The 24029-nt window shown below is 69.1% G+C and carries 21 protein-coding genes, 3 tRNA genes and 1 other RNA gene; 5 read left to right on the forward strand and 20 right to left on the reverse strand.

The window, feature by feature from the left end; all coding sequences use genetic code 11:
* Positions 1-142: 142 nt before the first annotated feature.
* From pcp to B5F79_RS07425, 3 genes are all read right to left on the reverse strand, one after another.
* The gene (gene pcp, locus B5F79_RS07415; protein WP_087219637.1) at positions 143-787 is read right to left on the reverse strand and encodes a pyroglutamyl-peptidase I; all 645 of its coding nucleotides are present in this window, start codon (positions 785-787) and stop codon (positions 143-145) included.
* A gap of 186 nt (positions 788-973) precedes the next feature.
* Positions 974-1933: a DUF979 domain-containing protein gene (locus B5F79_RS07420; RefSeq protein ID WP_087219641.1), complete on the reverse strand. Its 960-nt coding sequence runs from the start codon at positions 1931-1933 to the stop codon at positions 974-976.
* On the reverse strand, positions 1930-2664 hold the full coding sequence (locus B5F79_RS07425) for a 5-oxoproline transporter, DUF969 family subunit (protein WP_087219644.1): 735 nt from the start codon (positions 2662-2664) through the stop codon (positions 1930-1932). Before B5F79_RS07425 ends, B5F79_RS07420 begins: the two co-directional genes overlap by 4 nt.
* A gap of 127 nt (positions 2665-2791) precedes the next feature.
* Here B5F79_RS07425 and sdaAA point away from each other — a divergent pair, with 127 nt between their 5' ends.
* Both sdaAA and B5F79_RS07435 read left to right on the forward strand, forming a co-directional pair.
* Positions 2792-4396, forward strand: coding sequence for an L-serine ammonia-lyase, iron-sulfur-dependent, subunit alpha (sdaAA, locus tag B5F79_RS07430; RefSeq protein ID WP_087219647.1), 1605 nt, complete (start codon positions 2792-2794; stop codon positions 4394-4396).
* 226 nt (positions 4397-4622) lie between these two features.
* Complete coding sequence (locus B5F79_RS07435; protein WP_087219650.1) at positions 4623-5501, forward strand: MBL fold metallo-hydrolase; 879 nt, start codon at positions 4623-4625, stop codon at positions 5499-5501.
* 80 nt (positions 5502-5581) lie between these two features.
* Here B5F79_RS07435 and B5F79_RS07440 read toward each other — a convergent pair.
* The 4 genes from B5F79_RS07440 to B5F79_RS07455 form a co-directional block, all read right to left on the reverse strand.
* A tRNA-Glu gene (locus tag B5F79_RS07440) sits at positions 5582-5658 on the reverse strand.
* Between the two features lie 3 nt (positions 5659-5661).
* A tRNA-Glu gene (locus tag B5F79_RS07445) sits at positions 5662-5738 on the reverse strand.
* 17 nt (positions 5739-5755) lie between these two features.
* Positions 5756-5829: transfer RNA gene (locus tag B5F79_RS07450), tRNA-Gln, on the reverse strand.
* Positions 5830-5958: 129 nt separating this feature from the next.
* Entirely contained in the window at positions 5959-7353 is a 1395-nt protein-coding gene (locus B5F79_RS07455; RefSeq protein WP_087219653.1) for a CCA tRNA nucleotidyltransferase, read from the reverse strand.
* Positions 7354-7785: 432 nt separating this feature from the next.
* Here B5F79_RS07455 and B5F79_RS07460 point away from each other — a divergent pair, with 432 nt between their 5' ends.
* The gene (locus tag B5F79_RS07460) at positions 7786-9144 is read left to right on the forward strand and encodes an aminopeptidase C (RefSeq protein WP_087219656.1); all 1359 of its coding nucleotides are present in this window, start codon (positions 7786-7788) and stop codon (positions 9142-9144) included.
* A 9-nt stretch (positions 9145-9153) separates the two neighbouring features.
* Positions 9154-10599, forward strand: a complete 1446-nt coding sequence (locus B5F79_RS07465; protein ID WP_087219659.1) for an aminopeptidase C — start codon at positions 9154-9156, stop codon at positions 10597-10599.
* Between the two features lie 377 nt (positions 10600-10976).
* Here B5F79_RS07465 and B5F79_RS07470 read toward each other — a convergent pair whose 3' ends face one another.
* Both B5F79_RS07470 and B5F79_RS07475 read right to left on the reverse strand, forming a co-directional pair.
* The gene (locus B5F79_RS07470) at positions 10977-11624 is read right to left on the reverse strand and encodes an IMPACT family protein (RefSeq protein ID WP_087219662.1); all 648 of its coding nucleotides are present in this window, start codon (positions 11622-11624) and stop codon (positions 10977-10979) included.
* Between the two features lie 6 nt (positions 11625-11630).
* Positions 11631-12167, reverse strand: a complete 537-nt coding sequence (locus tag B5F79_RS07475; RefSeq protein WP_087219664.1) for a PTS sugar transporter subunit IIA — start codon at positions 12165-12167, stop codon at positions 11631-11633.
* A gap of 151 nt (positions 12168-12318) precedes the next feature.
* Here B5F79_RS07475 and rnpB point away from each other — a divergent pair.
* Positions 12319-12677: RNase P RNA component class A (gene rnpB / locus B5F79_RS07480), an RNA gene on the forward strand.
* Positions 12678-12969: 292 nt separating this feature from the next.
* Here the strand turns inward: rnpB and B5F79_RS07485 are convergent.
* The 11 genes from B5F79_RS07485 to murG all read right to left on the reverse strand — a co-directional run bounded on the left by B5F79_RS07485 (position 12970) and on the right by murG (position 24001).
* Complete coding sequence (locus B5F79_RS07485; RefSeq protein ID WP_087219666.1) at positions 12970-13629, reverse strand: DivIVA domain-containing protein; 660 nt, start codon at positions 13627-13629, stop codon at positions 12970-12972.
* A gap of 63 nt (positions 13630-13692) precedes the next feature.
* Positions 13693-13959, reverse strand: coding sequence for a YggT family protein (locus B5F79_RS07490; RefSeq protein ID WP_087219668.1), 267 nt, complete (start codon positions 13957-13959; stop codon positions 13693-13695).
* 67 nt (positions 13960-14026) lie between these two features.
* On the reverse strand, positions 14027-14836 hold the full coding sequence (gene proC / locus B5F79_RS07495) for a pyrroline-5-carboxylate reductase (protein WP_087219831.1): 810 nt from the start codon (positions 14834-14836) through the stop codon (positions 14027-14029).
* 12 nt (positions 14837-14848) lie between these two features.
* Positions 14849-15508 carry a cell division protein SepF gene (gene sepF / locus B5F79_RS07500; protein ID WP_087219670.1) on the reverse strand — a complete coding sequence of 220 codons (660 nt, stop codon included), beginning with the start codon at positions 15506-15508 and terminating at the stop codon, positions 14849-14851.
* A 57-nt stretch (positions 15509-15565) separates the two neighbouring features.
* Positions 15566-16294: a YggS family pyridoxal phosphate-dependent enzyme gene (locus B5F79_RS07505; protein ID WP_087219672.1), complete on the reverse strand. Its 729-nt coding sequence runs from the start codon at positions 16292-16294 to the stop codon at positions 15566-15568.
* Positions 16294-17118: a polyphenol oxidase family protein gene (locus B5F79_RS07510; protein ID WP_241147278.1), complete on the reverse strand. Its 825-nt coding sequence runs from the start codon at positions 17116-17118 to the stop codon at positions 16294-16296. The genes B5F79_RS07505 and B5F79_RS07510 overlap by 1 nt, the downstream gene beginning before the upstream one ends.
* A gap of 35 nt (positions 17119-17153) precedes the next feature.
* Positions 17154-18296 carry a cell division protein FtsZ gene (gene ftsZ, locus B5F79_RS07515; protein WP_087219676.1) on the reverse strand — a complete coding sequence of 381 codons (1143 nt, stop codon included), beginning with the start codon at positions 18294-18296 and terminating at the stop codon, positions 17154-17156.
* A gap of 229 nt (positions 18297-18525) precedes the next feature.
* Positions 18526-20025 (reverse strand): cell division protein FtsQ/DivIB, encoded by a 1500-nt coding sequence (locus tag B5F79_RS07520; RefSeq protein WP_143786271.1) that lies wholly within the window; start codon positions 20023-20025, stop codon positions 18526-18528.
* Between the two features lie 8 nt (positions 20026-20033).
* Positions 20034-20948 carry a UDP-N-acetylmuramate dehydrogenase gene (gene murB / locus B5F79_RS07530; protein WP_087219682.1) on the reverse strand — a complete coding sequence of 305 codons (915 nt, stop codon included), beginning with the start codon at positions 20946-20948 and terminating at the stop codon, positions 20034-20036.
* Between the two features lie 3 nt (positions 20949-20951).
* The gene (gene murC / locus B5F79_RS07535; protein ID WP_087219684.1) at positions 20952-22367 is read right to left on the reverse strand and encodes a UDP-N-acetylmuramate--L-alanine ligase; all 1416 of its coding nucleotides are present in this window, start codon (positions 22365-22367) and stop codon (positions 20952-20954) included.
* A gap of 506 nt (positions 22368-22873) precedes the next feature.
* On the reverse strand, positions 22874-24001 hold the full coding sequence (gene murG / locus B5F79_RS07540) for an undecaprenyldiphospho-muramoylpentapeptide beta-N-acetylglucosaminyltransferase (RefSeq protein WP_087219686.1): 1128 nt from the start codon (positions 23999-24001) through the stop codon (positions 22874-22876).
* Positions 24002-24029 lie beyond the last annotated feature (28 nt).

The following is a 24029-nucleotide window of genomic DNA, read 5'->3' on the forward strand; positions in this document are numbered from 1 at the left end:
GGCGCGACGTTCTTCTCGGCAATTGTGTCGCTCCCCCGCACGTCAAGAAAGGGGGTGCGGCTCCGCGACACTTTCTGGGTCAGAACCGTCGCAAAGCCGCACCCCCATCAAGGGCGCAGCAAGAAGAACGCCGCCGCGGGGCCTACTGCTCGGTGCCCTCGCCGGCGGCGACGGCGTCGTCGGTGCAGGTGACCGCCGCACCGATCATGGCGGTGAGGCCCGCCACCATCATGTCCACACTCATGGACGCGGTGCCCTCCCCCGTGGAGACGGCCTGCTCGGTGGCGTAGGGCACGTGCACGAAGCCGCCCCGGACGCCGGGGTGGCGGACGGCGAGGCAGTGCAGCAGCTCGTAGAGGACCTCGTTGCAGCAGAACGTGCCCGCGGTGTAGGAGACGGCCGCCGGAACGCCCGCGGCGCGCGCGGCGTCAACCATGGCAAAGACCGGCAGCGTGGCGAAGTAGGCGTCCGGGCCGTCCGCCTCGAGGCGGCCTACGGGCTGGTTTCCCTCGTTGTCCGGAATGCGCGCGTTGGCGTAGTTGATGCCCACGAACTCGGGCGTGATGTGGCTGCGCCCGCCGGCCTGTCCCACGCAGAGCACGAGGTCGGGCCGCTCGGCGTCGATGGCGGCCTCGACGGCGGCGGCGTCCTTGCCAAAGACGACCGGGATCTGCACCGTCACGACCTCGGCACCCTCGATCGTGCCCGGCAGGCGGCGCACCGCCTCGAGCGCGGGGTTGATGGTCGCCCCGCCAAAGGGCTCGAATCCCGTTACCAGTACCTTCATGCGAATCGCTTCCCTTCCTAGACAACCTGGGCGACCACGGAGGGTATGTACACCGGCCCGGAAGTGCCCGGCAAAATCCTTGCAGGTCAGAGGGTTGCCGAGAAGAACGTTCTTCTCGCAAAGTGTACATACCCTCGAGGGGTGGCGTACATACCCTCAGGAGCGCGCCCCGCGGGGCGCCGACGGCTACAGGCCGAAGACGATCATGTAGACGATCTGCGCCGCGAGCATGAACAGCGCGATCGGCACCTGCTTCTTGATGACGCCGTAGGAGTCCTTCATCTCCAGGATCGCCACCGGCACGATGTTGAAGTTCGCAGCCATAGGCGTCATGAGCGTGCCGCAGAAGCCGCAGGTCAGCGCCACCGAGCCGATGAGCGCGGGGTCGGCGCCGAGCGACAGCACGAACGGCGCGCCGATGCCCACCGTCATCACGGTGATGGCGCCGTAGGCGTTGCCCATGACCATCGTGAAGACCGCCATGCCGATGGCGTAGACGATCACGCCCACGACGGCGTTGCCCTGCGGAATCACGCCCGAGACCAGGCCAGAGATCACGTCGCCCACGCCCGCGGCCGTGAAGATCGCGCCCAGCGCGGCGAGAAGGACCGGCAGCATGGAGAGCGGGCCCACGGTGTCGAGCATGCGGCGGGTGTCGTCGAGAAAGACGCGCGGGGTGTTCTTTCTCGAGAAGGCCATGAGCAGCACGCCGCCCACGACCACGCCGAAGGTGAGGCCCACGAGCGAGCTGATGTTGGTGAACAGGGCGAAGACCAGCGCCATTACGCCCAGGGACAGGGCTGGCACGAAGAGCTTCATGCCGATCTTCTCGTAGTTGGACTGCATCTCCTCGGCCGTGGGCTCGCCGCCCACGCCGCGGCCGACCTGCTTGAGGATCGGCGGGATGACCATCAGCACCACGAGCACGCCCGCCACGGTGGACGGGACCCAGCGGCCCACGATGAACAGGACGCCGAGCACGCACCAGAAGAAGGCGGTGCCCAGGCGCTTCTCGTTGGTCTGGTCGAGGGCGTTGCGCACGCCGGCGTAGAACGCGATGAGGCCGATGAGGATGTAGACGACCTCGAGGAGCTTGTCGGAGAGCGTCACGTCGGCGCTCTGGAAGAACTGGAGGAACTCCGTCATCGGGCGTCACCGCCCTTCTCGCCCTGCGCGTCCTTCTCGGCGGAGGCGTCGGCGCGCCCGCGGCGCCTCATGAGGCGACGGTCGATGAGGTTGTAGTAGACGATCGCCGCGAGCATGGCGAGCACGGCCACCGGGATCTGAACCGCGGCGAGGTCGGCGAGGCTCACGTCGTAGCCCAGGCCCGCGAGCGTGCCCTGCACGAGCAGGCCGCCCGAGCCGCCGATGAACAGCACCTGGCCGAAGAACCACGCGACGTTGTCGATGCCGGCGGAGACACCCTTGAGCTCCTCGAGGTGCTTCTCGTCGATCTTCTTGCCGTCGCGCTCGACCGCGGCCTGCTCCATGGGCATGACGACCGGGCGGATGAAGCCCGCGACGCCGCCGAAGTTGACGTTGAACGCGGCAAAGAGCACGCGCACGACGCCGTAGGCCGAGACAATCATGCCGGCGGATGCGTTCTTGAGCTTGCGGATGAGCGCAGCGGCGGCCTGGCGCAGGCCGCTGCGCTCGAGGGTGCCCGTGATCACGAACGTCATGATGAAGATGCACATGCTTCGGTTGGAGACGAAGCTCTCGCCGAGGGTGTCCAGGAACGCCACCGGGTCCATGCCGCCCACCACGGCGGTCGCCACGGCGGCCACCATGATGATGAGGATGGAGTCGAGCTTGAGCGTAAAGCCCGCCACGACGATGACGATTCCCAGGAGCTTGAGCAGCTCTGTGGGATCCATCGGGGTCCTCCTTGTGATTCGGTTGATACGACGTGGGTATCATACCCCCTCACAGCTGCTAAGCTATCTGCGATGAGAGCGGGCGGCCGAGAAGAGCTCGCCGCCGCGACGACGCGGGAGGAGCCCCATGGCAGCCAAGCCCCAGACCCTTGCCACCACCTCTGCCTTCGAGGTGCTGGGCCCCGTCATGGTGGGCCCGTCCTCCTCGCACACCGCCGGCGCGCTTCGCTGCGCGCGCGTGGCGGCCTCGCTCCTGGAGGGGCGCATCGTGCGCGTGCGCTTCTCGCTCTGGAACTCCTTCGCCCACACCTATCACGGCCACGGCACGGACCGGGCGCTCGTGGCGGGCATCCTCGGGCTGGACACGGACGACGAGCGCATCCGCGACGCCTTCGACCTCGCGCGGGACGCGGGACTTGAGTTCGAGTTCTCCGAGGCCGGCGACGACACCTCCGTCCACCCCAACACCGTGGACATAGACATGGAGAGCGAGCGCGGCCAGCGCTGCCAGGTGCGCGGCGAGAGCCTCGGCGGCGGCAAGATGCGCATCAGCCGCATCGACGGCGTGGGCGTGGACATCACCGGCGCCTACGCCACCCTCTTCGTGGCGCACCGCGACGCCCCCGGCATCCTGGCCTCGCTCACGCACCTGCTGGCCATGGCCGACGTCAACATCGCCTTCTGCCGCACGTACCGCACCGAGCAGGGCGGGCAGGCCTACTCCGTCTTCGAGACGGACGGCGCGCCCGACGACTCCGTCCTGCCCATGATCCGTCGCATCCGCGACGTGAGCTTCGCCACCTTCATCTCCGTGCCGGGCTCCGCCTCCTCCGTCTCCCCCGGCGTCACCGCCGCCGAGCTCTTTGACGACGGAGCGCAGCTGCTGGACGCCTGCGCCGAGCGCGGCCTCTCCATCGGCGGCGTCATGGAGCTGCGCGAACGCGGGCTCTCCGGGGCCGAGCGCGCGCGGGGCGCCATGCGCCGCGTGATCGAGGTCATGCGCGAGGAGACGAGCGCGCCCATCGCGGCGCCCGCGCGCTCGCTGGGCGGCTTCATCGGCGGCGAGGCGCGGCTCGTGAGCGAGGGCGCGACGAGCTGGGCGGGGCCGCTCATGGGCGCGGTCCAGACCGACGCCGTCGCCCGCGCGATGGCGGTGCTCGAGCGCTCCGCCGCGATGGGCGTCATCGTGGCGGCCCCCACCGCCGGGTCCGCGGGCGTGGTCCCGGGGTGCGTGCTGGCCGTGGCGGACGCCGTGGGCGCCGATGACGACGCCGTCGCCTCCGCCCTCTGGTGCGCGGCGGCGATTGGCCTCAACATCCAGACGCACGCGTGCGTGGCCGGCGCCGAGGGCGGCTGCCAGGCGGAGGTCGGCTCTGCGGCCGCCATGGCCGCCGCTGCGCTTGTGGAGCTCCTCGGCGGCACGCCCGAACAGGCGCTCTGCGCGAGCTCGCTCGCCATCTCAAACCTGCTGGGCCTCGTGTGCGACCCCGTGGGCGGCCTCGTCGAGGTGCCCTGCCAGGCGAGAAACGCCATTGGGGTGGCGGCCGCGTTCTCCGCGGCGCAGCTCTCCCTCTCCGGCGTGAAGTGGCTCGTCCCGTTTGACCAGGTGGTGGCCGCGATGGCGGAGGTCGGGCACGCCCTGCCCTCGCGCCTGCGCGAGACCGCGCGAGGGGGCCTCGCCGCCACGCCCGCTGCCCGGACGGCCTGTGCAGGGTGCGCCGGCTGCGCGTAGGGATGCGTTAGAGACACGTGCGAGGCCGCACTTCTCGCCCGACGCCTGGAGTCCGCCCGCACTTCTCGCCCGCACTCATGAGTGCGGGCCGCACGGCACCGGATGCGCGCACTTACGACGATTCGCCGAGAGCGAGGCAGCACTCGACGGCTTCGCACCACGATTTTGCCCGCACTTCTCGCCCGCACTCATGAGTGCGGGCAACCAACGACCAGGGAGGCATCACATGTACGAGCTGATCCAGGTCACCGACCGGACCTGCTACATCGAGAGCCCCGCCAAGATCGGCCTCGTGCGGCTTGGCGACTCAGACGTCTGCCTCATAGACAGCGGCAACGACAAGGACGCCGGCCGCAAGGTTCGCCAGCTGCTGGACGCCAACGGCTGGCACCTGACGGCGATCTACAACACGCACTCCAACGCCGACCACATCGGCGGCAACCGCTACCTTCAGGGCCAGACGGGGTGCCGGGTCTTTGCGCCGGGCGTCGAGTGCGCCTTCACGCGCCGGCCGATCCTGGAGCCGTCGTTTCTCTATGGCGGCTACCCGTGCCGCGACCTCAGGCACAAGTTCCTCATGGCACAGGAAAGCGACGCGGAGCCCCTCACGGCGGACGCGCTCCCCAAGGGCCTCAAGACCATCGAGTTGCCGGGGCACTTCTTTGACATGGTGGGCTACCGCACGCCCGATGACGTCGTGTTTCTCGCCGACTGCCTCTCCAGCAGGGAGACGCTGGAGAAGTACCAGGTCAGCTTCGTCTACGACGTGGCGGCCTACCTGGAGACGCTCGAGACGGTGAAGGGGCTCTCCGCCCGGATGTTCGTCCCCGCCCATGCGCCGGCCGCAGAGGACGTCTCCGAGCTCGCGCAGCTCAACATCGACAAGGTGCACGAGATTGCCGAGAAGATCCTCGGGCTGTGTACGGAGCCCGCGTCCTTCGAGAGCGTGCTCCGGAGGCTCTTTGCGGACTACGGCCTGAGGATGACCTTCGAGCAGCACGTGCTCGTGGGCAGCACCGTGCGCTCGTACCTCTCCTGGCTTCGCGACGCGGGGCGGCTTGAGGTCGAGTTTGAGGACAACGTGCTGCTGTGGAGGCGGGCGTAGGGGCGACGCGGCGCGGAGCACCGAGAAGCCCGGAGATCAAGAGACAAGAAAAAGGGCCTCTTTCGAGGCCCCTGAACATTTGGTAGCCCGTACCAGATTCGAACTGGTGATCTCCGCCTTGAGAGGGCGGCGTCCTGAACCGCTAGACGAACGGGCCATTTGGTAGCCCGTACCAGATTCGAACTGGTGATCTCCGCCTTGAGAGGGCGGCGTCCTGAACCGCTAGACGAACGGGCCACATATGCAGTTGACAATGGCTGGGGTGGAGAGAGTCGAACTCCCGCTGACGGAACCAGAATCCGCTGTCCTACCACTAGACGACACCCCAATATTGCCATCTATGCGCCTCTCAGCGCGGAGAAACACTATACGGGAAAGGCGTCGGCGGCGCAAGCCCCATTTTTGGAGAAGTTGTGCGAGAGGTCTTCGGACGGCAGAGGAGCACCCGATATGCCCCCTACCAGCGCAGCCACGCGAGCTCCGCATCGCGGTCGTTGGGCAGCTCCCCCGCCATCACCACGGCGAGCAGCTGGGCGAGCACCATGCCCACGCCGGGCCCGGGCTCGATACCGCGGTCGCGAATGACGTCCGCGCCGCCCACGGCGAGGTCGCGCACCCGCCAGACCGCACCCGCGGCGAGCTCCGCGCGCAGGACGCGCGTCATCTGGTCGAGCTCGACCGCATACCCCATGCAGGCGGGAGCCTTTGCCACGGCGTCCGATCGCTTGAGGTCGAGCAGGGCAAAGGCGAGCTCGCGGGCCTGGCCGGGGGCCAGGCGCTCCAGCTCGGAAAGCATCCTCCTCATGGAGGGCGCCGTCGCCCTGATCTCGAAGTCATGGAGGGAGACGAGGGCGCACGCGGCGCGCGCCACCTCGCCGGGAATCGCCAGGCGTCCCATCACCCGCTTGGCCGTGCGGGCGCCGGCCCCGGGATGGCCGAAGAAGTGGCCGCGACCGGACACGTCCTCGCTCCAGCACTCGGGCTTGGCCACGTCGTGCAGCAGCGCCGCCCAGCGCAGCGCCTGGGAGGCCATCCCTCCCGTGAACTCCTCCACTCCCGCGCAGACGCGCGCGGTGTGCTCGAGCACGTCATGGGCATGGTAAGGGCTCCTCTGATCGAAGCCCTCCATAGGGGCGAGCTCGGGAATCGCAGACGCCATCACGGCGAACTCGTGACGCAGCGCCCACGCGGCGCGCCCGGTTGCCAAGATGCCGTCCACCTCCTGGCCTATGCGCTCGCTTGCGATCTGCCCGAGCTCGTGAGCGCACTCCAGGAGCCCCCGCTGCGTCGCGGGCTCGATCGAGGCGTCCAGCCGACACGCAAAGCGCACCGCACGCAGCACGCGCAGCGCGTCCTCCTCGAAGCGGCGCCTCGGCTCCCCCACTGCGCGAATCACGCGGCGCGCGAGGTCGCCCTGCCCGCCAAAGGGGTCGAGCAGGCCTCGCTCCGGGTGGAACGCCATCGCGTTGACGGTGAAGTCGCGCCGGGCGAGGTCCTCGCGCACGTCCGTGACAAAGCGGACCTCGTCCGGGTGACGGCGGTCGGAGTAGGCGCCCTCGACGCGATACGTGGTGGTCTCGACGGGCCTGCCGTCCACGACGGCGGTCACCGTGCCGTGGGCGGTTCCGGTCTCGTGCACCTCGATGCCGGCGGAGCGCAGCACCCGCGCCGTCTCCCGCCAGGGTGCGGACGTGGTGACGTCGACGTCGTGCCCCGGACGGCCCAGCAGCGCGTCGCGCACCCAGCCGCCCACGACCCATGCCTCGAAGCCCTCGGCCTCGAGCGCGCTCACGACGCGGCGGGCATAGCCGGGCAGCTCGCGCGCGAGGCGCGCCTCAATGTCGTCGGCCATGCGAGCCCCCTCTCCGTGTCGCGGAGAATTCTAGCATGCGCGACCGAGGGAAGCGGGTGCGCCAGCTGCAAAACAGCTCTTCGGGCCGGCAACTCAAGGCGTCCGGCGCAAAAGTCGCCTTCGGGCCGGTGGATTTCCCCCTCCTTAGGAAGTTAGATTTGAGTTTTGATATACATTCTCAGGTGTAACGCTGTTATCTGATGGCTTGAGAGCCTTTCGTGTCCCGTGTTACCGCTGACCCGAAGGCGACTTTTGCACCGGACGTCCCGAGTTGCCGGCCCCAAGGGAACTTTTGCAGGGGAAGCCCGGCTCGCGAGATCAGCGACGGGCCATTCACTCCTTGCGCAGACCACCACAATCACGCTGGCGGAACGCACGGTCAGTGCTACCCTAGTGCGCGGTCATTTCAGCCAACAAACGGGAGGTAAGACAATGGACGAGATGGCTTCCGTAACCGCCGACGACCTTGCCGCCGCGCGCGAGGAGTTCCTCTCCGAGCGGGCAAACGTCGTGGCCAAGAACGCTGTGAGCTCCAACGGCATCCGCGCCGCCGCGCGCGTGCCCGAGGGGGTGGGCGCCAACGCCATGACCTTCGACGTCGAGGTCACCCAGGGAGACCGCTGCGACCAGCAGCGCTCGGGCCGCTGCTGGATGTTCGCGAGTCTGAACACCATGCGCTACCGCGTCATCAAGAAGTACGGCCTCAAGACCTTCGAGCTCTCCCAGACCTATCCCCTGTTCTGGGACAAGCTCGAGAAGAGCAACTGGTTCTTCGAGAACATCCTCGACACGCTTGACGAGCCCCTTTCCGGCCGTCTCCTCGCCTACCTGCTCGAGGCGCCCATCGGCGACGGCGGGCAGTGGGACATGTTCAAGAGCCTCGTCAAGAAGTACGGCGTGGTGCCCAAGGAGGCCATGCCCGAGACCGCCTGCTCGCGCAACACGAGCGAGATGGACTCCTACCTCACGCGCTATCTGCGCGGCGCCGCCAAGCGCCTTCGCGAGAGCTACGCCGCCGGCGTCGGACCCGAGGACCTCGAGGAGATGAAGAAGGAGATGATGGGCGACGTCTACCACCTCCTCGTCACCTGCCTCGGCGAGCCGCCCGCGTCCTTCGAGGTGCGCCTGCGCGACAAGAACGACGAGCTCGTGCTCTCTGGCACCTTCACCCCTCAGGAGTTCTTCGAGACCGCCGTCGACATGAACGTCGATGACTTTGTCTCCCTCATCTCCGCCCCCACCGCCGACAAGCCCTTCGGTCACGTCTACACCGTGAGCCGCCTGGGCAACGTGGTGGAGGACGGCGGCGTCCGCTACCTCAACCTCCCGATCGAGCGCCTCAAGGACGCCGCGATCGCCCAGCTGCGCGACGACCTGCCCGTCTGGTTCGGCTGCGACGTGGGCCAGAGCTTCATCCGCGAGGAGGGCATCATGGACACCGCCGCGCTGGACGTGGACGCGCTCTTTGGCTTCGAGGTCGAGGGCTGCATGGACCGCGCCGAGCGCCTGGACTACGGCGAGTCCCTCATGACCCACGCCATGGTCCTCGAGGGCGTGAACTTTGACGCCGACGGCCGCCCGACGCTCTGGAAGGTCGAGAACAGCTGGGGCAAGGACCACGGTCGCAACGGCTTCGACACCCTCTCCGACCCCTGGTTCGACGAGTACGTCTACCAGGTCGTCGTTGACAGGAAGTACCTCACCGAGGAGGAGCGCGCCACCTTCGACTCAGATGAGCCCACGGTGCTCGCGCCCTGGGACCCCATGGGCTCGCTCGCCCTCGCCCGCTAGGGAGACCGCATGGCACCCAACCACCCCGAGGGCGCCCTCGCGCCCGCAAAGAGCGACGAGCTCACGGCGTCCTTCTCGGCCGACCGCGCCAACCGCGTGGCGAGAAACGCCGTCACCTCGATGAACGTCCACCCCGCCGCGCGCAACGTCTCCGCCCTGCGCACGTACCGCGACACCTTTGGCGTGAGCCGCCCGCGCACGGGCAAGGTCACCAACCAGCGCCACTCGGGGCGCTGCTGGATGTTCTCCGCCTACAACGTGGCCCGCGCGGCCACGATGGAGCTCCTCGACGTCGACGACTTCGAGTTCTCCCAGGTCTACGGCTTCTTCTACGACAAGCTCGAGAAGTTCAACGTGGGCCTCGAGTACGTGATCGAGACCGCGGGGCTCCCGCTGGACTCCCGCGAGGTCTCCCACCTGCTCGAGCACACCATGGGTGACGGCAACTACTACCCCGCCGCGATGAACCTCATCCGCAAGTGGGGGCTCGTCCCCAAGGACGTCATGCCCGAGAACGCGTGCTCCAAGGATGCCGACCAGATGAACGCCCAGCTCAGGCGTCTCTTCCACAAGAGCGCCATGGAGCTTCGCCGCCTCGCCGCGGCGGGCGCGGGCACAGGCGAGCTGCGCGCCGCCAAGGAGGGGATGGTCGCCGACTGCCACCGCGTGCTCTGCGTGTGCCTTGGCGAGCCGCCGCTCACCTTCGACCTCGAGGTCCCCGTGGGCAAGAACTGCTCGGCGGACGCCGAGAAGATCGTGGAGCAGGAGGGCGGCGACGCCACGGACGGCAAGCCGCGCCGGCTCCTCGTGGACCGCGGCATCACACCGCTCGAGTTCGCCGAGCGCTACGTGCCCTTTGACCCCTCGGACTACGTGCAGCTCGAGCACATGCCCGGCGAGACGCGCCCCTTCGGCCACGTCTACCACCGCCGCTTTGCCGACACCATGGCCGGCGGCGTCCCGCTCAAGTTCCTGAACGTTGAGTTCGAGGTGCTCGAGGACGCTGCCGTGGCGTCGCTTCGCGCGGGCGTGCCCTGCGAGATGGCGTGCGACGTCGCCCAGGAGTTCCCCCGGAAGATCGAGGACCTTCCCGGCATCCTCGCCACAGACACGATGGACTACGAGGGTCTCTTTGGCGTCGACTTCTCCATGGACCGCGCCGAGATGCTCGACGCGCGCGAGACGCGCAACACCCACGCCATGACCTTCCAGGGCGTGGAGCTGGGCTCGGACGGCCGTCCCGTCGCCTGGCGCATCGAGAACAGCTGGGGTGCCGACGCCTGCAGGAACGGCTACATCATCGCGAGCGCCGACTGGTACCGCCTCTACGGCGGCGAGGTCGTCGTGCGCCGCGAGTTCGTGCCGCCCGAGGTCCTGGACCTCTGGGACAACGCCCCCGTGGAGGAGGTCGCCCCCTGGACCAACGTGGGGTGCGCCCTGGCCCCGCGGCACTAGCCTGCATCAGAGCGTCTCTTCAGCGAGCCCCGAAGGCACTTCCCTCGGGGCTCGCTTCCTTTGGCGAGACGGCGCCTCCGTCGCACGCGGGCACATCCCCTCCCGCCGCTCGCCTTGGCGATTGGGCAGAACCTTTTATATCAACTCTCGAGATAATCAATGATGTTGCCCAATCGCCGTCAGATTGTGGCGAGAAGAACAAGCGGGACATTAAGTCGCCCGCCGCGCGCCCGCACGCAGGCGCGCGGACATCAAAGGTAGTGCCCAATCGCCGGGGGTTTATCGCAGTGGCGGCAATCGCGGGCTCACGTACGTCGGCAGTGCGCCGTCACGGGAGGCCAAAGCAGCCCGTCAGAACCCCGGGCTGGGACCACAGGCTAGAACTCGGAGAAGCGGGGCTCGCCGGCGCGGGCGAGGTCCTCGCCATTGGCGAGCTCGCGAACGGCTGCGAGGAAGGCGGGCTCATCACCGGAGCGAAAGACAAGGGAGAGCTGGACGTCCTCGGCAAAGAGCGAGTCGGTCACCTTTCCGCCGGCGTCCGCGCACAGACGGGTCACGCGGTCGTAGAGCGCATACGGGAGCTGCACGGTGACGGGCGTCACGAGCGTCATCTCCACGACCAGCCCGCTCTTCTCGGCCTCGGCGACCGCTGCCTGCGTGGCGGCGGTGTAGGCGCGCACGAGCCCTCCCGGGCCCAGGAGCGTTCCCCCGAAGTAGCGCGTGGCCACGCAGCACACGTCCGCAAGGCCCGAGCCGCGCAGCACGTCGAGCGTGGGCATGCCGGAGGTGCGGCTGGGCTCGCCGTCGTCCGAGCAGCGCTCGCGACCGTCCGCGAGAATCCAGGCGGGCACGTTGTGGCGGGCATCATGGTGGCGGCCGCGGACCTCGGCGATGAAGGCGTCCGCCTCTGCCTCCGAGCTCACGTGCGCGAGCTGCGCAATGAAACGGCTGCGCCTGTCCTCGAACTCCCCCACGGCCTCCGCTCCGGCGCGCAGCGTGCGGTAGCCCTCGGGAAAGACGGCCACGATGCCCTACCGCTCCACGCGGAGCACGGCGCTCCCGGCGGAGACCTCGGCGCCGCACACGGGCTCGACCTGCGCGAAGGTGTCCGAGTTGGTGACGGTCACGATGACGGTGCCGTCCACGCCGCTCTCCTCCATGAGGGAGCGGTCGAAGCTCATGACGGGCTCGCCGGCGCGCACGATGTCACCCTTGCTCACAAAGAGCCTGAAGCCCTTCCCGCGCAGCCTCACGGAGTCCACGCCCACGTGGAGAAGGACCTCCGCCCCCTCCTCGGTCTTGAAGAGGAGGGCGTGCTTGGTCTTGACGTCCGCCGCCACGGTACCGGAGACGGGCGCGAAGGCGACGCCCTCGGTGGCCACGATCCCCAGGCCGCGGCCGAGCATCCCCTGGGAGAAGACCGGGTCGCTCACCTCGCTGAGCGGTATGACGCGCCCCGACACCGGAGCGTCGACGGAACGAGGATCGTCCTCAGCGGCAATGGCCGCGGGCTTCTTGACGCGCACGGCGTCCAGCATGTCGAGCAGACCCACGAGAGAACCTTTCATCGAAAGGGGGCTCCCCTTCCGGCAGCGCACAGACCTTGCTCGACCGGCCCAGCCGGCGTGAGGAAACGCGCGGCAGACGGTCGAATGGACATAGTATATACCGCTCGCCGCCAATGGAGAACCGCTCAAGTCATGCTAGAATCACTCTCGCGAGGTGGGCCAGGCGACCGCGGGACGCGCAAGCGTCATGAGGAAAGTCCGGGCTCCACAGGGCAGGATGCCGGCTAACGGCCGGGCGGGGTAACCCGACGGAAAGCGCCGCAGAAAAGAAGACTCCAACTGGCCGGCCCCCGGGCCGCGCAAAGGGAAAAGCTGAAACGGTGGTGTAAGAGACCACCAGCGTCGTGGCAACACGGCGGCTTGGCAAGCCCCATCCGGAGCAAACGCAAATAGGAGCGCGATGGTGTGGCCCGCACTGCGCTCGGGTTGCGCGCTAGAGGCGGTCGGTGACGACCGTCGTAGATAAATGGCCGCCCACGACAGAACCCGGCTTACAGGCCCACCTCGCACCCTTCCACTTCATTTGGCCGTCGGCCTTCTCACCCGCTCTTCTCGACGGGTCGACTTTTGAGGCCTCAAAAGTTGCAGGCGTTTTCGGGCCAACTGGGCAAACTCCCATCGTGCTCCGACTTTTGAGGCCTCAAAAGTCGCAAGAGCTTTCCCGGGCTGGGGGCGGGCTAGCGCCGGGCGAGAAGAACGCGGAACGAGAAGGGCCCCCGCCCCGTTCCCCCGCTACGCAGAGCGGCCCCGGGCCAGAGGGCTCGGGACCGCAGCAAGGGCGAGGCGAGGGTCGGGGACCTAGCTAGTCGAGGTCACCAAAGTCGTTGACGCTGACGGCGGGCGTCGCGGGGGCGACGGGCGTCGGAGCGGCGATGGGGGCGTCGGCGCGGGAGGCCGCGGAGCCGTTGGGCGTGCTCGCAAAGCCCACCTGGGCAGGGAAGACGGTCTCGGCGTCGTCCATGAAGTGCTGGAGGAGCTTCTTGTACTCGGCGCGGAACTCCTCGCGGGAGGCCTTCAGGCGGTCGATCTCGTCGAGCTCGTTCTGCTTCTCGGCGAGGGCCTGGCGGATGACCTCGCGGGCCTTGGCGTCAGCGTCGTTGCGGATCTTCTCGGCGTTGTCGCGGGCCTCGGCGACGAGCTTGTCGGCGGACTGCTGGGCGACGATGAGCACGCGGGAGATCTGGCTCTCGGAGGCGGAGATGGTGTCGACCGGCGCAGCGGCGGGCGCGGGGGCGGCCACGGTGGCGGCGCCGCGCTCCTCGAGGCTGGCGATCTGCGCCTGGGCGGCGGAGAGCTGCTGCTCGGTGGAGGTCAGGCGGCCCTTGAGGTCGGCGATCTTCTGGAGCATCGCGTCCACCTCGGAGGAGAGCTGCTCGAGGAAGTTGTCGACCTCCTCGGTGTCATAGCCGTGCTTGGAGGGAGAGAAGGTCTGCTGCTCGATGTCTGCTGGTGTGATTGCCATTCTTGTTCCCTTTCGCTTCTCAGTGACGCGGGCAGGGCCCGTGAAACCGTACTGGATAGAATTCTACAAAATTAGGTAGTAGAGCACCCGCTCGATGAGGGTAAGTGCCAATATTGCCACAACTGGAGAGAAGTCCACGCCCATGACCGGCGGGATGAAGCGCCTGAAGACGTTCAGGAAGGGCTCCACGAGCATGCCCATAGCGGCCCTGATGTCATCCAGGAGACCGCCCGTGCGCGGCAGCCAGGACATGAGGCACCAGATGACGATGACCCATCCGTAGATGTCAATGAGCCGTTGAACGAGGACGAGCAGCGTGTAGGAACTCATTGCAGCCTTTCCGTGATCGTGACGAACTTGACAGTTTGCTCAGGTCAAACTGTCAAGGCGGGCGAGGCTAGTCGCCCGCGAGCTCGCGGGCGCGCGCCAGCGCCGCGTCCACCGCGGCGAACGAGCCCTCGAAGAGCAGCGGCTCGAGCTCCTCCAGCGCGGCGGCGGTGGTGCCGCCCGGGGAGGTGACGCGCTCCATGTATACCCGCGGGTGCACGCCCTCAGACACGAGCTGCTCGGCGCACCCGAGCATCGTGGCCTCGAGGAACTCGCGACAGGTCTGCGCGGGGAGCCCGGCGCGCACGCCGGCGCGCGTGAGCGTGTCCACGAAGAGCGAGAAGAACGCGGGTGCGGTGCCCACCACGGCGCTCGACACGTCGAGCTGGTCCTCCCGCATGACGGCGACGGCGCCGAGGGCGCGGAAGAGCTCGCAGGCGAGCCCGAGGTCTTCGGAGGTGGCGGCGGAGCCGGCGCACACGGCGGTGGCTCCCGAGCGCACCTGCACGGGCAGGTTGGGCATCACGCGCACCACGCGGGCACCGGGCAGGGCGGCCTCGATCGCGGCGAGCGGCACGCCCGCGGCGATCGAGACGACCAGTCTCCCGGCGACGCCGTCCGAGAGCGTGGCCATCACGTCGCCCAGCACCTGGGGCTTCACGGCCAGGACCACCACGTCGGGGCCCTCGGGGAGCATCTGGGCACCGTCCGGGAACGCGCGGCAGCCCAGGGACTCGAACGCCCCGCGCTTGCCCGCGTCCTGGTCCGCCACCATGACGCGCTCGGGTGCCAGCGTGCCGGACTCAATGAGCCCGCGTGCGATGGCCCCGCCCATGGAGCCCACGCCGATGACGCCGACGGTGCAGGAGAGCTGGCTCATCCCGGTCATCCCCTACCTCGTGAGGTCGCCGTCGGCGACGAGCTTGTCCACGTCTGCGGGAGAGAGCGTGACGCCGGAGGGCAGCACCGCGAAGACGCGGTCGCCGAGCTCCTCGACGGAGCCGGAGATGCCGCAGGAGAGGCCAAAGCAGAAGTCGAGGATGCGCTTGGCGGTGTCGATGTTGGTGTTGCGGAAGACGAGGACCACGGGCTGGCCCGTCCTCACGCGGCGCACGACGGTCTGAACGTCGTCATAGGAGACGGGCTTGAGGACGTAGGGGGGCAGCTGGCCGGAGTTCACGCGAGAGATCGTGCGGGGGCCGAGGTCGCCGGGGGTGGGGCCGCCGGAGGTCCCCAGGACCGCGGTGGTGTCGTGGTCGCGCGAGGGGTCGTAGGACGGGCGCGGCGCGGACTGGGTCTGCGGCGCGTACTCCTGCCTCGGGGCGGCCACGGGACGGCCGGAGCGGGTGAAGACCGAGACGCTCTCCGCCTCGGGGCGCGGCGTGTTGCCCAGCAGGCGCGGGCTCGAGCCCGGGTCGCGGCGGCGGGACTCGTGGGAGTCGCGCGCGTAGCCGGAATCGCCCTCGAAGTCGTCGTCCTCGTAGTAGTCGTCCTCGTAGTACTCCTCGTCCCCGCCGCGGAGACGATCCCTGATCGTGTCGAGGAAGCCCATGTTCTTCTCCTTTTCGTCGTCGCGCCGCCGCGCGGCGCGCGCACCCTACGCTGTCAGCTATCTCAGGGCGTAGCCCTGGTCGAACACACACCTGCCAAGGCGGACGAGGGTCGAGCCCTCCTCCACCGCGATCTCGAAGTCGTCGCTCATGCCGCACGAGAGCGTCTGGAGGGGAAGCCCCGTCCGGGCCCGAAGCCCCTCGGCGAGCTCCCGCAGGCCGCAGAACGTGCGGCGCGCGGCGTCGGCGTCACCCGCCGGCGCCATGGTCATGAGGCCGAGCACCCGGATGCCCGGGAGCGCCACCACGCCATCGGCCGCGGCGACGAGCTCCTCCGGAGAGAAGCCCGACTTCGAGCCCTCCCCCGAGACGTTGGTCTCAAGAAGGACGTCGGCCACGATCCCGCGCGCCTCGCAGCGCGTGGAGACCGCCTCGGCCAGGTGCGCCGAGGAGATGGAGTGGATGAGCGTCACGCGGCCGATGACCTGGTTGATCTTGTTCTTCTGGAGGTTGCCGATCATGTCAAAGCGGACGTCGGCGCACTCCGGCTCGCCCTCCAGCGCGGCGAGCTTGCGCGAGAGCTCCTGGGGTCGGTTCTCGCCAAAGGCGCGCCAGCCGGCGCGCCGGGCAAGAAGGACCTCGCGGGCGGAGACCGTCTTTGAGACGGCGATGGGCAGCACCTCGGCCGCGGACCTGCCCGAGCGGGAGGCCGCCGACGAGATCCTCCCCAGAATCTCCTCCCTGCGCTCGCAGAGGAACGCGCCGTATGACTCTTCGAGCCCGTCCATCAGGCCCTCGCCTCTTCCCCTTGGTCGTTTGCGAGCGCGCCTTCCGGCCACGCCCACGGGCGCTCCCCCATCACGGCGAGGGCGCCGTGCCTGCCGCACCTGCCGCCCTCTGCCCTGTACGAGAAGAACCTGTGGGTGGCGCTCGCCGTGGAGACGTCCGCCGCCTCGATGCGCCCCGGCTCCACGCCCGCGGCCTCGAGCGCCGAGACGACGGCGAACTCGAGGTCGAGGTGACGCCCGTCGAGGGCGACCCCGTCGCCGAAGGCGTCCACGAACCGCCCGAGGAGCTCCTCGGAGACCTCGTAGTCCGCCGCCTTGATGTGGGGTCCCACGTAGGCACGAAGCTCGCTGGGGCCGCAGCCCGTCTCGGCCACGAGCGCGCGGGCAGCCTTCTCGGAGATGCGGGCGATCGTGCCGCGCCACCCCGAGTGAGCCACCGCAAAGCCGCCGGGGCACGTGATGACGACGGGCACGCAGTCCGCGAAACAGAGAAGGACGGGCACGTTCGCAGCCGTGCAGACCACCGCGTCGGCGCCGGCCGCCGCCTCGTCGCGGGCGGCCTCGAGCTCGCCTGCGGCGGCGGAGCGCACGAGGACGACGTGATCGCCGTGCACCTGCTTGGGGCAGACCAGGCGGTCCTCGAGGCCCGCGGCCCCGATCGCCGCGAGCGCGCGGAGGCGGTTCTCCCTGACGGAGGCCTCATCGTCGCCGCACGAGGCGCCGAGGTTGAGGCTCTCGTACGGCGCGGCGGAGACGCCGCCCGTCCTCTCCGTGAACGCGAGCGCGACGTGACCCGCCGGCTCGCTTGCCGAGAGCAGGGTCACGTCGCCCGCGCGGTATCTCGCCAGAGGGCGCATCGCTAGAGGCGGCTGCGCTTCAGGAACTCAGGGATGTCGAACTCCTTGTCGTTGGACGAGGAGCCGCCGCGGCTCGAGGGGGCGGCGGAGGAGCCGGCCGTGCGGGAGGAGCCGCGAGAGGCGCTCGGGCGGCTCGGGGCGGACGGGCGCGACACCGTCATGGTGGGCAGCGCCTGCTGGACGGTGGAGTCGGAGAAGCCGGTGGCGATGACGGTCACGCGCACCTGGTCGCCGAGGGACTCGTCCACGACGGTGCCGAAGATGATCGTGGCCTCGGGGTCGACGTTCTGGGCCACGAGGTCGGCGGCGTCGTTGATCTCCTGGATGCCAAGGTCCTTGTTGCCGGCGATGGAGAGCAGGACGCGCGTGGCACCCTCGATGGAGCCCTCGAGCAGACGGCTGGAGATGGCCTCCTCGGCGGCGTCCGTGGCGCGGTTGTCGCCGGAGGCGGTGCCGATGCCCATCATCGCGGTGCCGGAGTCCTTCATGATGGTGCAGACGTCGGCGAAGTCGAGGTTGATGAGGCCCGGGACGGTGATGAGGTCCGTGATGCCCTGGGTGCCCTGGCACAGGACGTCGTCGGCCATGCGGAAGGCCTCGAGCATGGTGGTCTTCTTCTCGGAGAGGTCGAGCAGGCGGTCGTTGGGGATCACGATGAGCGTGTCGACGTTCTCGGAGAGGGTCTTGATGCCCTCGATGGCGGAGGAGTAGCGCTTGCGGCCCTCGAAGCTGAAGGGCTTGGTGACGACGCCAACGGTGAGCGCGCCGATGTCGTTCTTGGCGATGTCGGCGACAACGGGGGCAGCGCCGGTGCCGGTGCCGCCGCCCTCGCCCGCGGTGATGAAGACCATGTCGGAGCCGGCGAGCGCCTGCTTGATCTCGTCGCGCGTGTCCTCGGCGGCCTCCTTGCCCACCTCGGGGTTGGCGCCGGCGCCGAGGCCCTTGGTGATGTCGGTGCCGATGTGGACCTTGATGTCGGCATCGGAGATGGCGAGCGCCTGGGCGTCGGTGTTCACGGCGACGAACTCGACACCGCGGATTCCCTCCTCGATCATGCGGTTGACGGCGTTGGTTCCGCCTCCGCCCACGCCCACGACCTTGATCACGGCGAGATAGTTGCTGAGGGTGTCGGTGTCTTTGATCATCGTGTCCTCCTCAAAGGGGCCTTGCTGCGTATGCTTGCGACTTTTTCTTCCGTGCCCCATCCAGGCGCCGGCAGAAACCCTAAAGCTCAGGTTTACGTCAACGCTTCAGATTAAGCGAGGTATCTTGGCACACTTGAGGGTCGTCCGTCAAACGATTTGTCGAAATCGTGAAGTTGGCAGGTAGAAGCTATCGTTCTTCTCGGCGTGCGGGACTTGAGGGTGGACTCCTCTACTCCCAGGAGCCGTCCTGGGACGCGTCCTCCCCGCCCGAACCCTCAAGGTTGCCCTCACCGGAGCCGTCGTCGGCGTAGCCGGAGTCCCCGGAGTCGGTGCCGTCGCCGTCGGTGCCCTCCGAGCCGTCGCCCTGGGAGTCGGTGCCCTGGGCCCCCTCGCCCGAGCCCTCGTCTCCGGAGCCGCCCTCGCCCGATCCGTCGCCGGAGGCGTCCTGTCCCGGCTCGAGGAGGGAGACCACGCCCGAGCCCGCCTCGACGTTGTCGGAGGACACGGGGCGCACCGCGGGGCTGGAGACAACCCTCACGTTGATGTAGGTGACCGACCCCTCGGGCATCTCGGCGAGGGTCTCCGTGACGATCTGCTCCTTCGCGGAGATGTCCGTCGGGGAGCCCAGGAGCACCTCCACCCCGTTGTAGAGGGTGCAGGCGATGCTGTCCTCCGCGGGTGCGGAGTAGCACGCCACCTGGTTGGCAAAGGAGTCCGAGAAGCCGTCACGGAACTTCTGCACCGCCTCGAGGACGCCGTCCGTGGCCTTGGAGCCCGCAACCGGCGAGACGCTCGCCGGGACGTCCGTGATGAGGAGGCACTCGTTGTCGAGGGCTGTGCGCAGGGCGGCGTCGTTCACCGACTGCCCCTCGGCCGGCTCCACGCTCGTGGGCTGGATCCACACCCCGGCGTCACCGAGGTACCAGGCGACCGAGCCCGCGTTCATGACCACGAGGGCGTCGATGTTCTGCTCGATGACGTTGATCTTCAGGGTGTGCGGGAAGATTCGCTCGAACGTGACGTCCGCGACCCAGGGGTCCTTGAGGAGCCCCTCCTTGATCGCCTGCTCGTCAAGGTTGAGCAGGGTCGAGCCAACGGGCACGCTGACGAGGTTCTGCAGGTCCGCCTCGGTGACGTGCTCGGTGGGCTCCACCTGGACCGACTCGACCGAGAAGACCGAGGAGTTCCGGAGCGCGAAGAAGGCGACGGCCAGTGCGAGCGCGACTGCAACCAGGACGCCGGCCACGATTCCGGCGACGCGAAGAATCTGCCCGCGCTGATAGCGCTGCCTCCGCTCGGCACCGCCCGCCGGCCGCCTGGTCCCCGACGCGCCGCGCCTGCGCGAGGACACGGCGCTCGCGGCGCGCTCGAGAAACGCCGGGCGATCGGCGGAGACCGACGCCGCCTGGGAGCCCACGGTCGAGCCGATTGCACTCGTGGCGGGGGTCTTGAGGCGCTTGGAGGGCTTCTGCTTGACGGCGGCGGGCTTCGCGGACTGTGCCGGCTTGGCGGCGGAGCCCACCATCGTGAGCTTGGGTGCCTTCGCGGGCTTGGGCGCCTTGGGCGCCTTGGCGGGCTTTGCGGCCTTGGGGACCTTGGCAGGCTTGGGCGCCTTAGCGGGCTTGGCCGACGCCGCCCGCTTGGGGGCGAGCGACGCGGACGGCTTCACCTTGGGGGCGGACCCGCTGCGCTTGCGCGGCGTGGGGCGCCTGCTCTGATCCTTGGCCATGGCTCGGCTCACGCCCCGAAGCCGAGGAGCTTGACCTCGCAGGCGAGGTCGATCCCGTATGCGGAGCGAACCGCCTCGTGGGCCCGACCGATGAGCGTGATGACGTCGGCGGCGGTGGCTCCGCCGAGGTTGACGATGAAGTTGGCGTGCTCCTCGGAGATCTGGGCCCCTCCCTCGCGCTGCCCCTTGAGGCCGCAGGACTCGATGAGGGCCCCGACCGACTGGTCGGGCGGGTTGCGGAACACCGACCCGCAGCTGGGGACGCCGAACGGCTGGGACTCGCGGCGGCGGCGGAGCCGCTCCTCCATGTCCGCCGCGATGGCCTCGCGGGTGGAGGGCGCAAGCTCGAGGGTCGCCTCGAGGATGATCTCCGAGGTGGGGATGGAGGTGAAGCGGTAGCCCCACTCGATGTCGGAGGCCTCGTAGCGGTGAAGCCCCTTGCCCGGGCGCAGGACCACGACGTCGCGCACGACCGAGCCGATCCACTCGCGCCGCGTGCCCGCGTTCATCGAGAGGGCGCCGCCCACGGTGCCCGGTATGCCCACGCAGGGCTCCAGGCCGGAGAGCCCGGCCTTCATGGCCTCGTTCACGACCTTGGAGAGCACGGCGCCCGCGCCCACGGTGAGCGTGCCGTCCTCGCCGAGCGAGGTCCGGGAGAACTCGCCGTCGAGCACGATGACGCAGCCGTCGTAGCCCTTGTCGGAGACCAGGAGGTTGGAGCCCTTCCCCAGGATGACCCAGTCCACCCCCTCGTCCTCGAGGACCTGGATGGTCCTCACGAGCGCGGGGTAGCTGTGCACGGAGGCAAAGAGCGCCGCGGGTCCGCCGATGCGGTAGCTCGTGTGGCGCAGCATGCGCTCGTCACGCCTGACGTCGGCGTCGACGGCTCCGGAGAGGGTCATGTACGCGTTGAAGACGCTCAAGTGCTACCGCCCCTCGCGCTCGCGCATGGCGGCGATGAACGCCGGGCCCAGCGAGGTGACGTCGCCCGCGCCCTGCGTGATGAGCAGGTCACCGGGACGCACGAGGTCGCAGAGGTCCTCGATGAGACGCCTCCTGTTGGGGACGTAGGCCACGTCGCAGACGTTGCCCACGTGGCGCACGGACTCCACCACCGTTTTGCCGGAGACCCCGGGAACGGGCATCTCCCCGGCGGGGAAGACGTCCATCACGCGAAGGACGTCGGCGGAGTCGAAGGCGTGGCCGAACTCGGCGGCGAGCGCCTGGGTGCGGCTGTAGCGGTGCGGCTGGAAGACGCAGACGATGCGGTTGAACTGCAGGTCCGCCGCGGCGCCCAGCGTGGCGGCGATCTCCGTGGGGTGGTGGCCGTAGTCGTCGACCACGGTCACGCCGGCGACGTCGCCCACGTGCGTGAAGCGGCGGCGGGCACCCTTGAACTGGGAGAGCCCCGCGGCAGCCGCCTCGACGTCGAGACCGAGGGCGTCGGCCACGGCAATGGCGGCGGTGGCGTTGGACATGTTGTGGCGCCCGGGGTTGGAGCTGATGGTCACGTGCACGCTCCTCTCGCCCGGGAGACGCACGGAGAAGCTGCTCGCGAGCTTGTGGTGGCTCTCCTCCGGGACGCAGACGTAGTCACAGGACTCGTCGAAGCCGTAGGTGAGCACGCGCATGCCCGTGGAGCGGGCGAGCTCCACGTAGCGCGGGACGTCTCCGTTGATGATGACGGTGCCGTCCTCCCCCACAAGGCTCATGAACGTGCAGAAGGTCTTCTCGATGTTCTCGAGCGTGCCGTAGTGGTCGAGGTGATCCGCCTCGATGTTGGTGACCACCACGACGTTGGGGTTGAGGTAGAGGAAGGAGCCGTCGGACTCGTCGGCCTCGCAGACGAAGTGCTCGCCGGAGCCGTTGCGCCCGTTGGTGTCGTAGCCCTCCACCACGCCGCCGATGAGGAAGGACGGGTCGAGCCCCATCTTGTCCAGCATGGTGGCGACCATCGAGGACGTGGTGGTCTTGCCGTGCGTGCCCGCCACGGCAACGGTGCGCTGCGTGCCGGAGAGCCAGGAGAGCATCTTGGCGCGCGGCCAGATGGGGATGCCCAGCTCGCGCGCGCGGATGACCTCGGGGTTGGTGTCCGGGATGGCAGTGGAGGTCACCACCACCTGCGGGTTCGCTGCGTCGATGGTGGCGGCCGCGTGGCCCACGGTCACGTCGATGCCCGCCGCCTCGAGCTCGCGCACGTAGTGGGAGTTCTTGAGGTCGGACCCCGTGACCTTGCAGCCGCGCTCGTGGAGCACGAGCGCAATGCCGCTCATGCCAGCGCCGCCGATGCCAATGAAGTGGGCACTCGTGACGTTCTCAATCTCCGCGTTCTTCTCGACCATGAGACCGCTTTCTACGTGGCGTATCGTGCGTCCTCTAATGTATCTCAAATCGGGCGCCACCACGCAGGCTCCGCACAAATCGCGCGAGCGAGACGGGGCCTCAACCGGCGTTTTGGACGCCTGTGGACGGGGCCGGCTGAGGAGACGCGCGTCACGCCCGTGGGGGGCACCGCTCTCCCGACCGCCCCCTCTCGCCGGGGCGACCTTCGCACACCCCGACTGCCCTTCTCGCCGGGGAGGCACGCGCTTCCCGCAGAAGCGCGAGAGCGTGGCCGCACTCATGGGTGCGGGCCAGAAGTGCGGGCATCATGACGTGTTACGTCTGTCAAGTGCCGGCAACCTCTCGGGCGCCGTTCGCAAGTGCGCGCCACAGGTGCGAGCCGGACCGCACCCGCGCGATTAAGCGAGAAGTGCGCGGCGTCTCCCGGTGGATGCCGAGAAGTGCGGGGCGGGCTCTCTGCCGAGGGGCGAGAAGGGCGTGGGACGCTGGCGAGAAGGACGAAGCGCTAGCCCGCGCAGACGGCCTCCACCTGGTCGGCGAGGGCTGCCGCGGCGCGCGCCTGCCCCAGGCCGCGGGCGCACTCGCGCATGCGCTCGCGGCGCGCCGGGTCGTCCACGAGGCCCAGGAGCTCCTGGGCGAAGACGGGCTCGTCGATCTTGTCGTCGGCAAGAAGGACGGCCGCACCCGCGTCCACGAGGTAGCGCGCGTTGGTGGTCTGGTGGTCTGCCGTGGCGTGCGGGTAGGGCACGAGCAGGCTCGGCACGTCGAGGGCCGCGATCTCCGCGATGGAGGACGCGCCGGCGCGAGAGAGCACGAGGTCTGCGGCGGCAAGGGCCTCGCCCATGTTGGAGATGTAGGGCATGACGCGCCAGCGCAGCTGCTCCTCGGGCGTGAGCGCGAGGGCCGAGACGGTCTCGTCGAAGCCGTCCGCACCGGTGGAGTGCACCACGACGAGCCCCTCGCGGGAGAGGAGCTCGCCCTTGAGGCGGCAGACGCCCTCGTTGATGTGGGCCGCCCCGAGCGAGCCGCCAAAGACGAGGAGCATGGTCTCGCCGGGCTCCACGCCAAAGGCCGCGCGCCCCGCCTCGCGGCTCGCGGAGGTCACGCTCCTGCGCACCGGGTTGCCCGTGAGCACCACCGTGCGCGCGGGGCGCTTGGCGCGCTCGAAGACCTCGCGCGCGGCGGGAACGGAGATGCACACCGCCTCCGCGTGGGGGGCGAGCGCCTTGTTGGCGAGGCCGGGCACGGAGTTCTGCTCGTGCAGGAGGTAGGGCACGCCGGCCTTGTGGCAGCAGTTGAGAAGCGGCATCTCCACGTAGGCTCCGAAGCCTATGGCCACGTCGGGGACGCCCTTCTCAGAGAAGAGCCGCGCGATCTGAGACTGCGCGCGGCGCATGCGCGAGAGCGACGAGACGAGCGTCCAGGGGCGCGCGCGGTCGAAGCCGCTCACCACCACCGGCACGAGCTCGAAGCCCGCCTCGGGGACGAGCCTCCCCTCGAGCTTCGCCGTCTGCCCGAAGAACCTCACGTGGTGGCCGCGGTCGCGCAGCTCCTCTGCCAGGGCGAGCGCCGGGTTGATGTGCCCCGCCGTTCCGCCCGCCGCGATGGCGACCTCGAGGTGTTCGCGTGCCATGTGTCCCCCTGTCTAGTGTTTTCCGTAC

Source organism: Olsenella sp. An285, from assembly GCF_002159625.1.
GTDB classification, from domain to species: Bacteria; Actinomycetota; Coriobacteriia; order Coriobacteriales; family Atopobiaceae; genus Thermophilibacter; species Thermophilibacter avicola.

Coding starts and splice junctions, on each gene's coding strand:
- pcp (WP_087219637.1), bottom strand. CDS start 787: ATGAAGGTACTGGTAACGGGATTCGAGCCCTTTGGCGGGGCGACCATC.
- B5F79_RS07420 (WP_087219641.1), bottom strand. CDS start 1,933: ATGACGGAGTTCCTCCAGTTCTTCCAGAGCGCCGACGTGACGCTCTCC.
- B5F79_RS07425 (WP_087219644.1), bottom strand. CDS start 2,664: ATGGATCCCACAGAGCTGCTCAAGCTCCTGGGAATCGTCATCGTCGTG.
- sdaAA (WP_087219647.1), top strand. CDS start 2,792: ATGGCAGCCAAGCCCCAGACCCTTGCCACCACCTCTGCCTTCGAGGTG.
- B5F79_RS07435 (WP_087219650.1), top strand. CDS start 4,623: ATGTACGAGCTGATCCAGGTCACCGACCGGACCTGCTACATCGAGAGC.
- B5F79_RS07455 (WP_087219653.1), bottom strand. CDS start 7,353: ATGGCCGACGACATTGAGGCGCGCCTCGCGCGCGAGCTGCCCGGCTAT.
- B5F79_RS07460 (WP_087219656.1), top strand. CDS start 7,786: ATGGACGAGATGGCTTCCGTAACCGCCGACGACCTTGCCGCCGCGCGC.
- B5F79_RS07465 (WP_087219659.1), top strand. CDS start 9,154: ATGGCACCCAACCACCCCGAGGGCGCCCTCGCGCCCGCAAAGAGCGAC.
- B5F79_RS07475 (WP_087219664.1), bottom strand. CDS start 12,167: ATGAAAGGTTCTCTCGTGGGTCTGCTCGACATGCTGGACGCCGTGCGC.
- B5F79_RS07485 (WP_087219666.1), bottom strand. CDS start 13,629: ATGGCAATCACACCAGCAGACATCGAGCAGCAGACCTTCTCTCCCTCC.
- B5F79_RS07490 (WP_087219668.1), bottom strand. CDS start 13,959: ATGAGTTCCTACACGCTGCTCGTCCTCGTTCAACGGCTCATTGACATC.
- proC (WP_087219831.1), bottom strand. CDS start 14,836: ATGAGCCAGCTCTCCTGCACCGTCGGCGTCATCGGCGTGGGCTCCATG.
- sepF (WP_087219670.1), bottom strand. CDS start 15,508: ATGGGCTTCCTCGACACGATCAGGGATCGTCTCCGCGGCGGGGACGAG.
- B5F79_RS07505 (WP_087219672.1), bottom strand. CDS start 16,294: ATGGACGGGCTCGAAGAGTCATACGGCGCGTTCCTCTGCGAGCGCAGG.
- ftsZ (WP_087219676.1), bottom strand. CDS start 18,296: ATGATCAAAGACACCGACACCCTCAGCAACTATCTCGCCGTGATCAAG.
- B5F79_RS07520 (WP_143786271.1), bottom strand. CDS start 20,025: ATGGCCAAGGATCAGAGCAGGCGCCCCACGCCGCGCAAGCGCAGCGGG.
- murC (WP_087219684.1), bottom strand. CDS start 22,367: ATGGTCGAGAAGAACGCGGAGATTGAGAACGTCACGAGTGCCCACTTC.
- murG (WP_087219686.1), bottom strand. CDS start 24,001: ATGGCACGCGAACACCTCGAGGTCGCCATCGCGGCGGGCGGAACGGCG.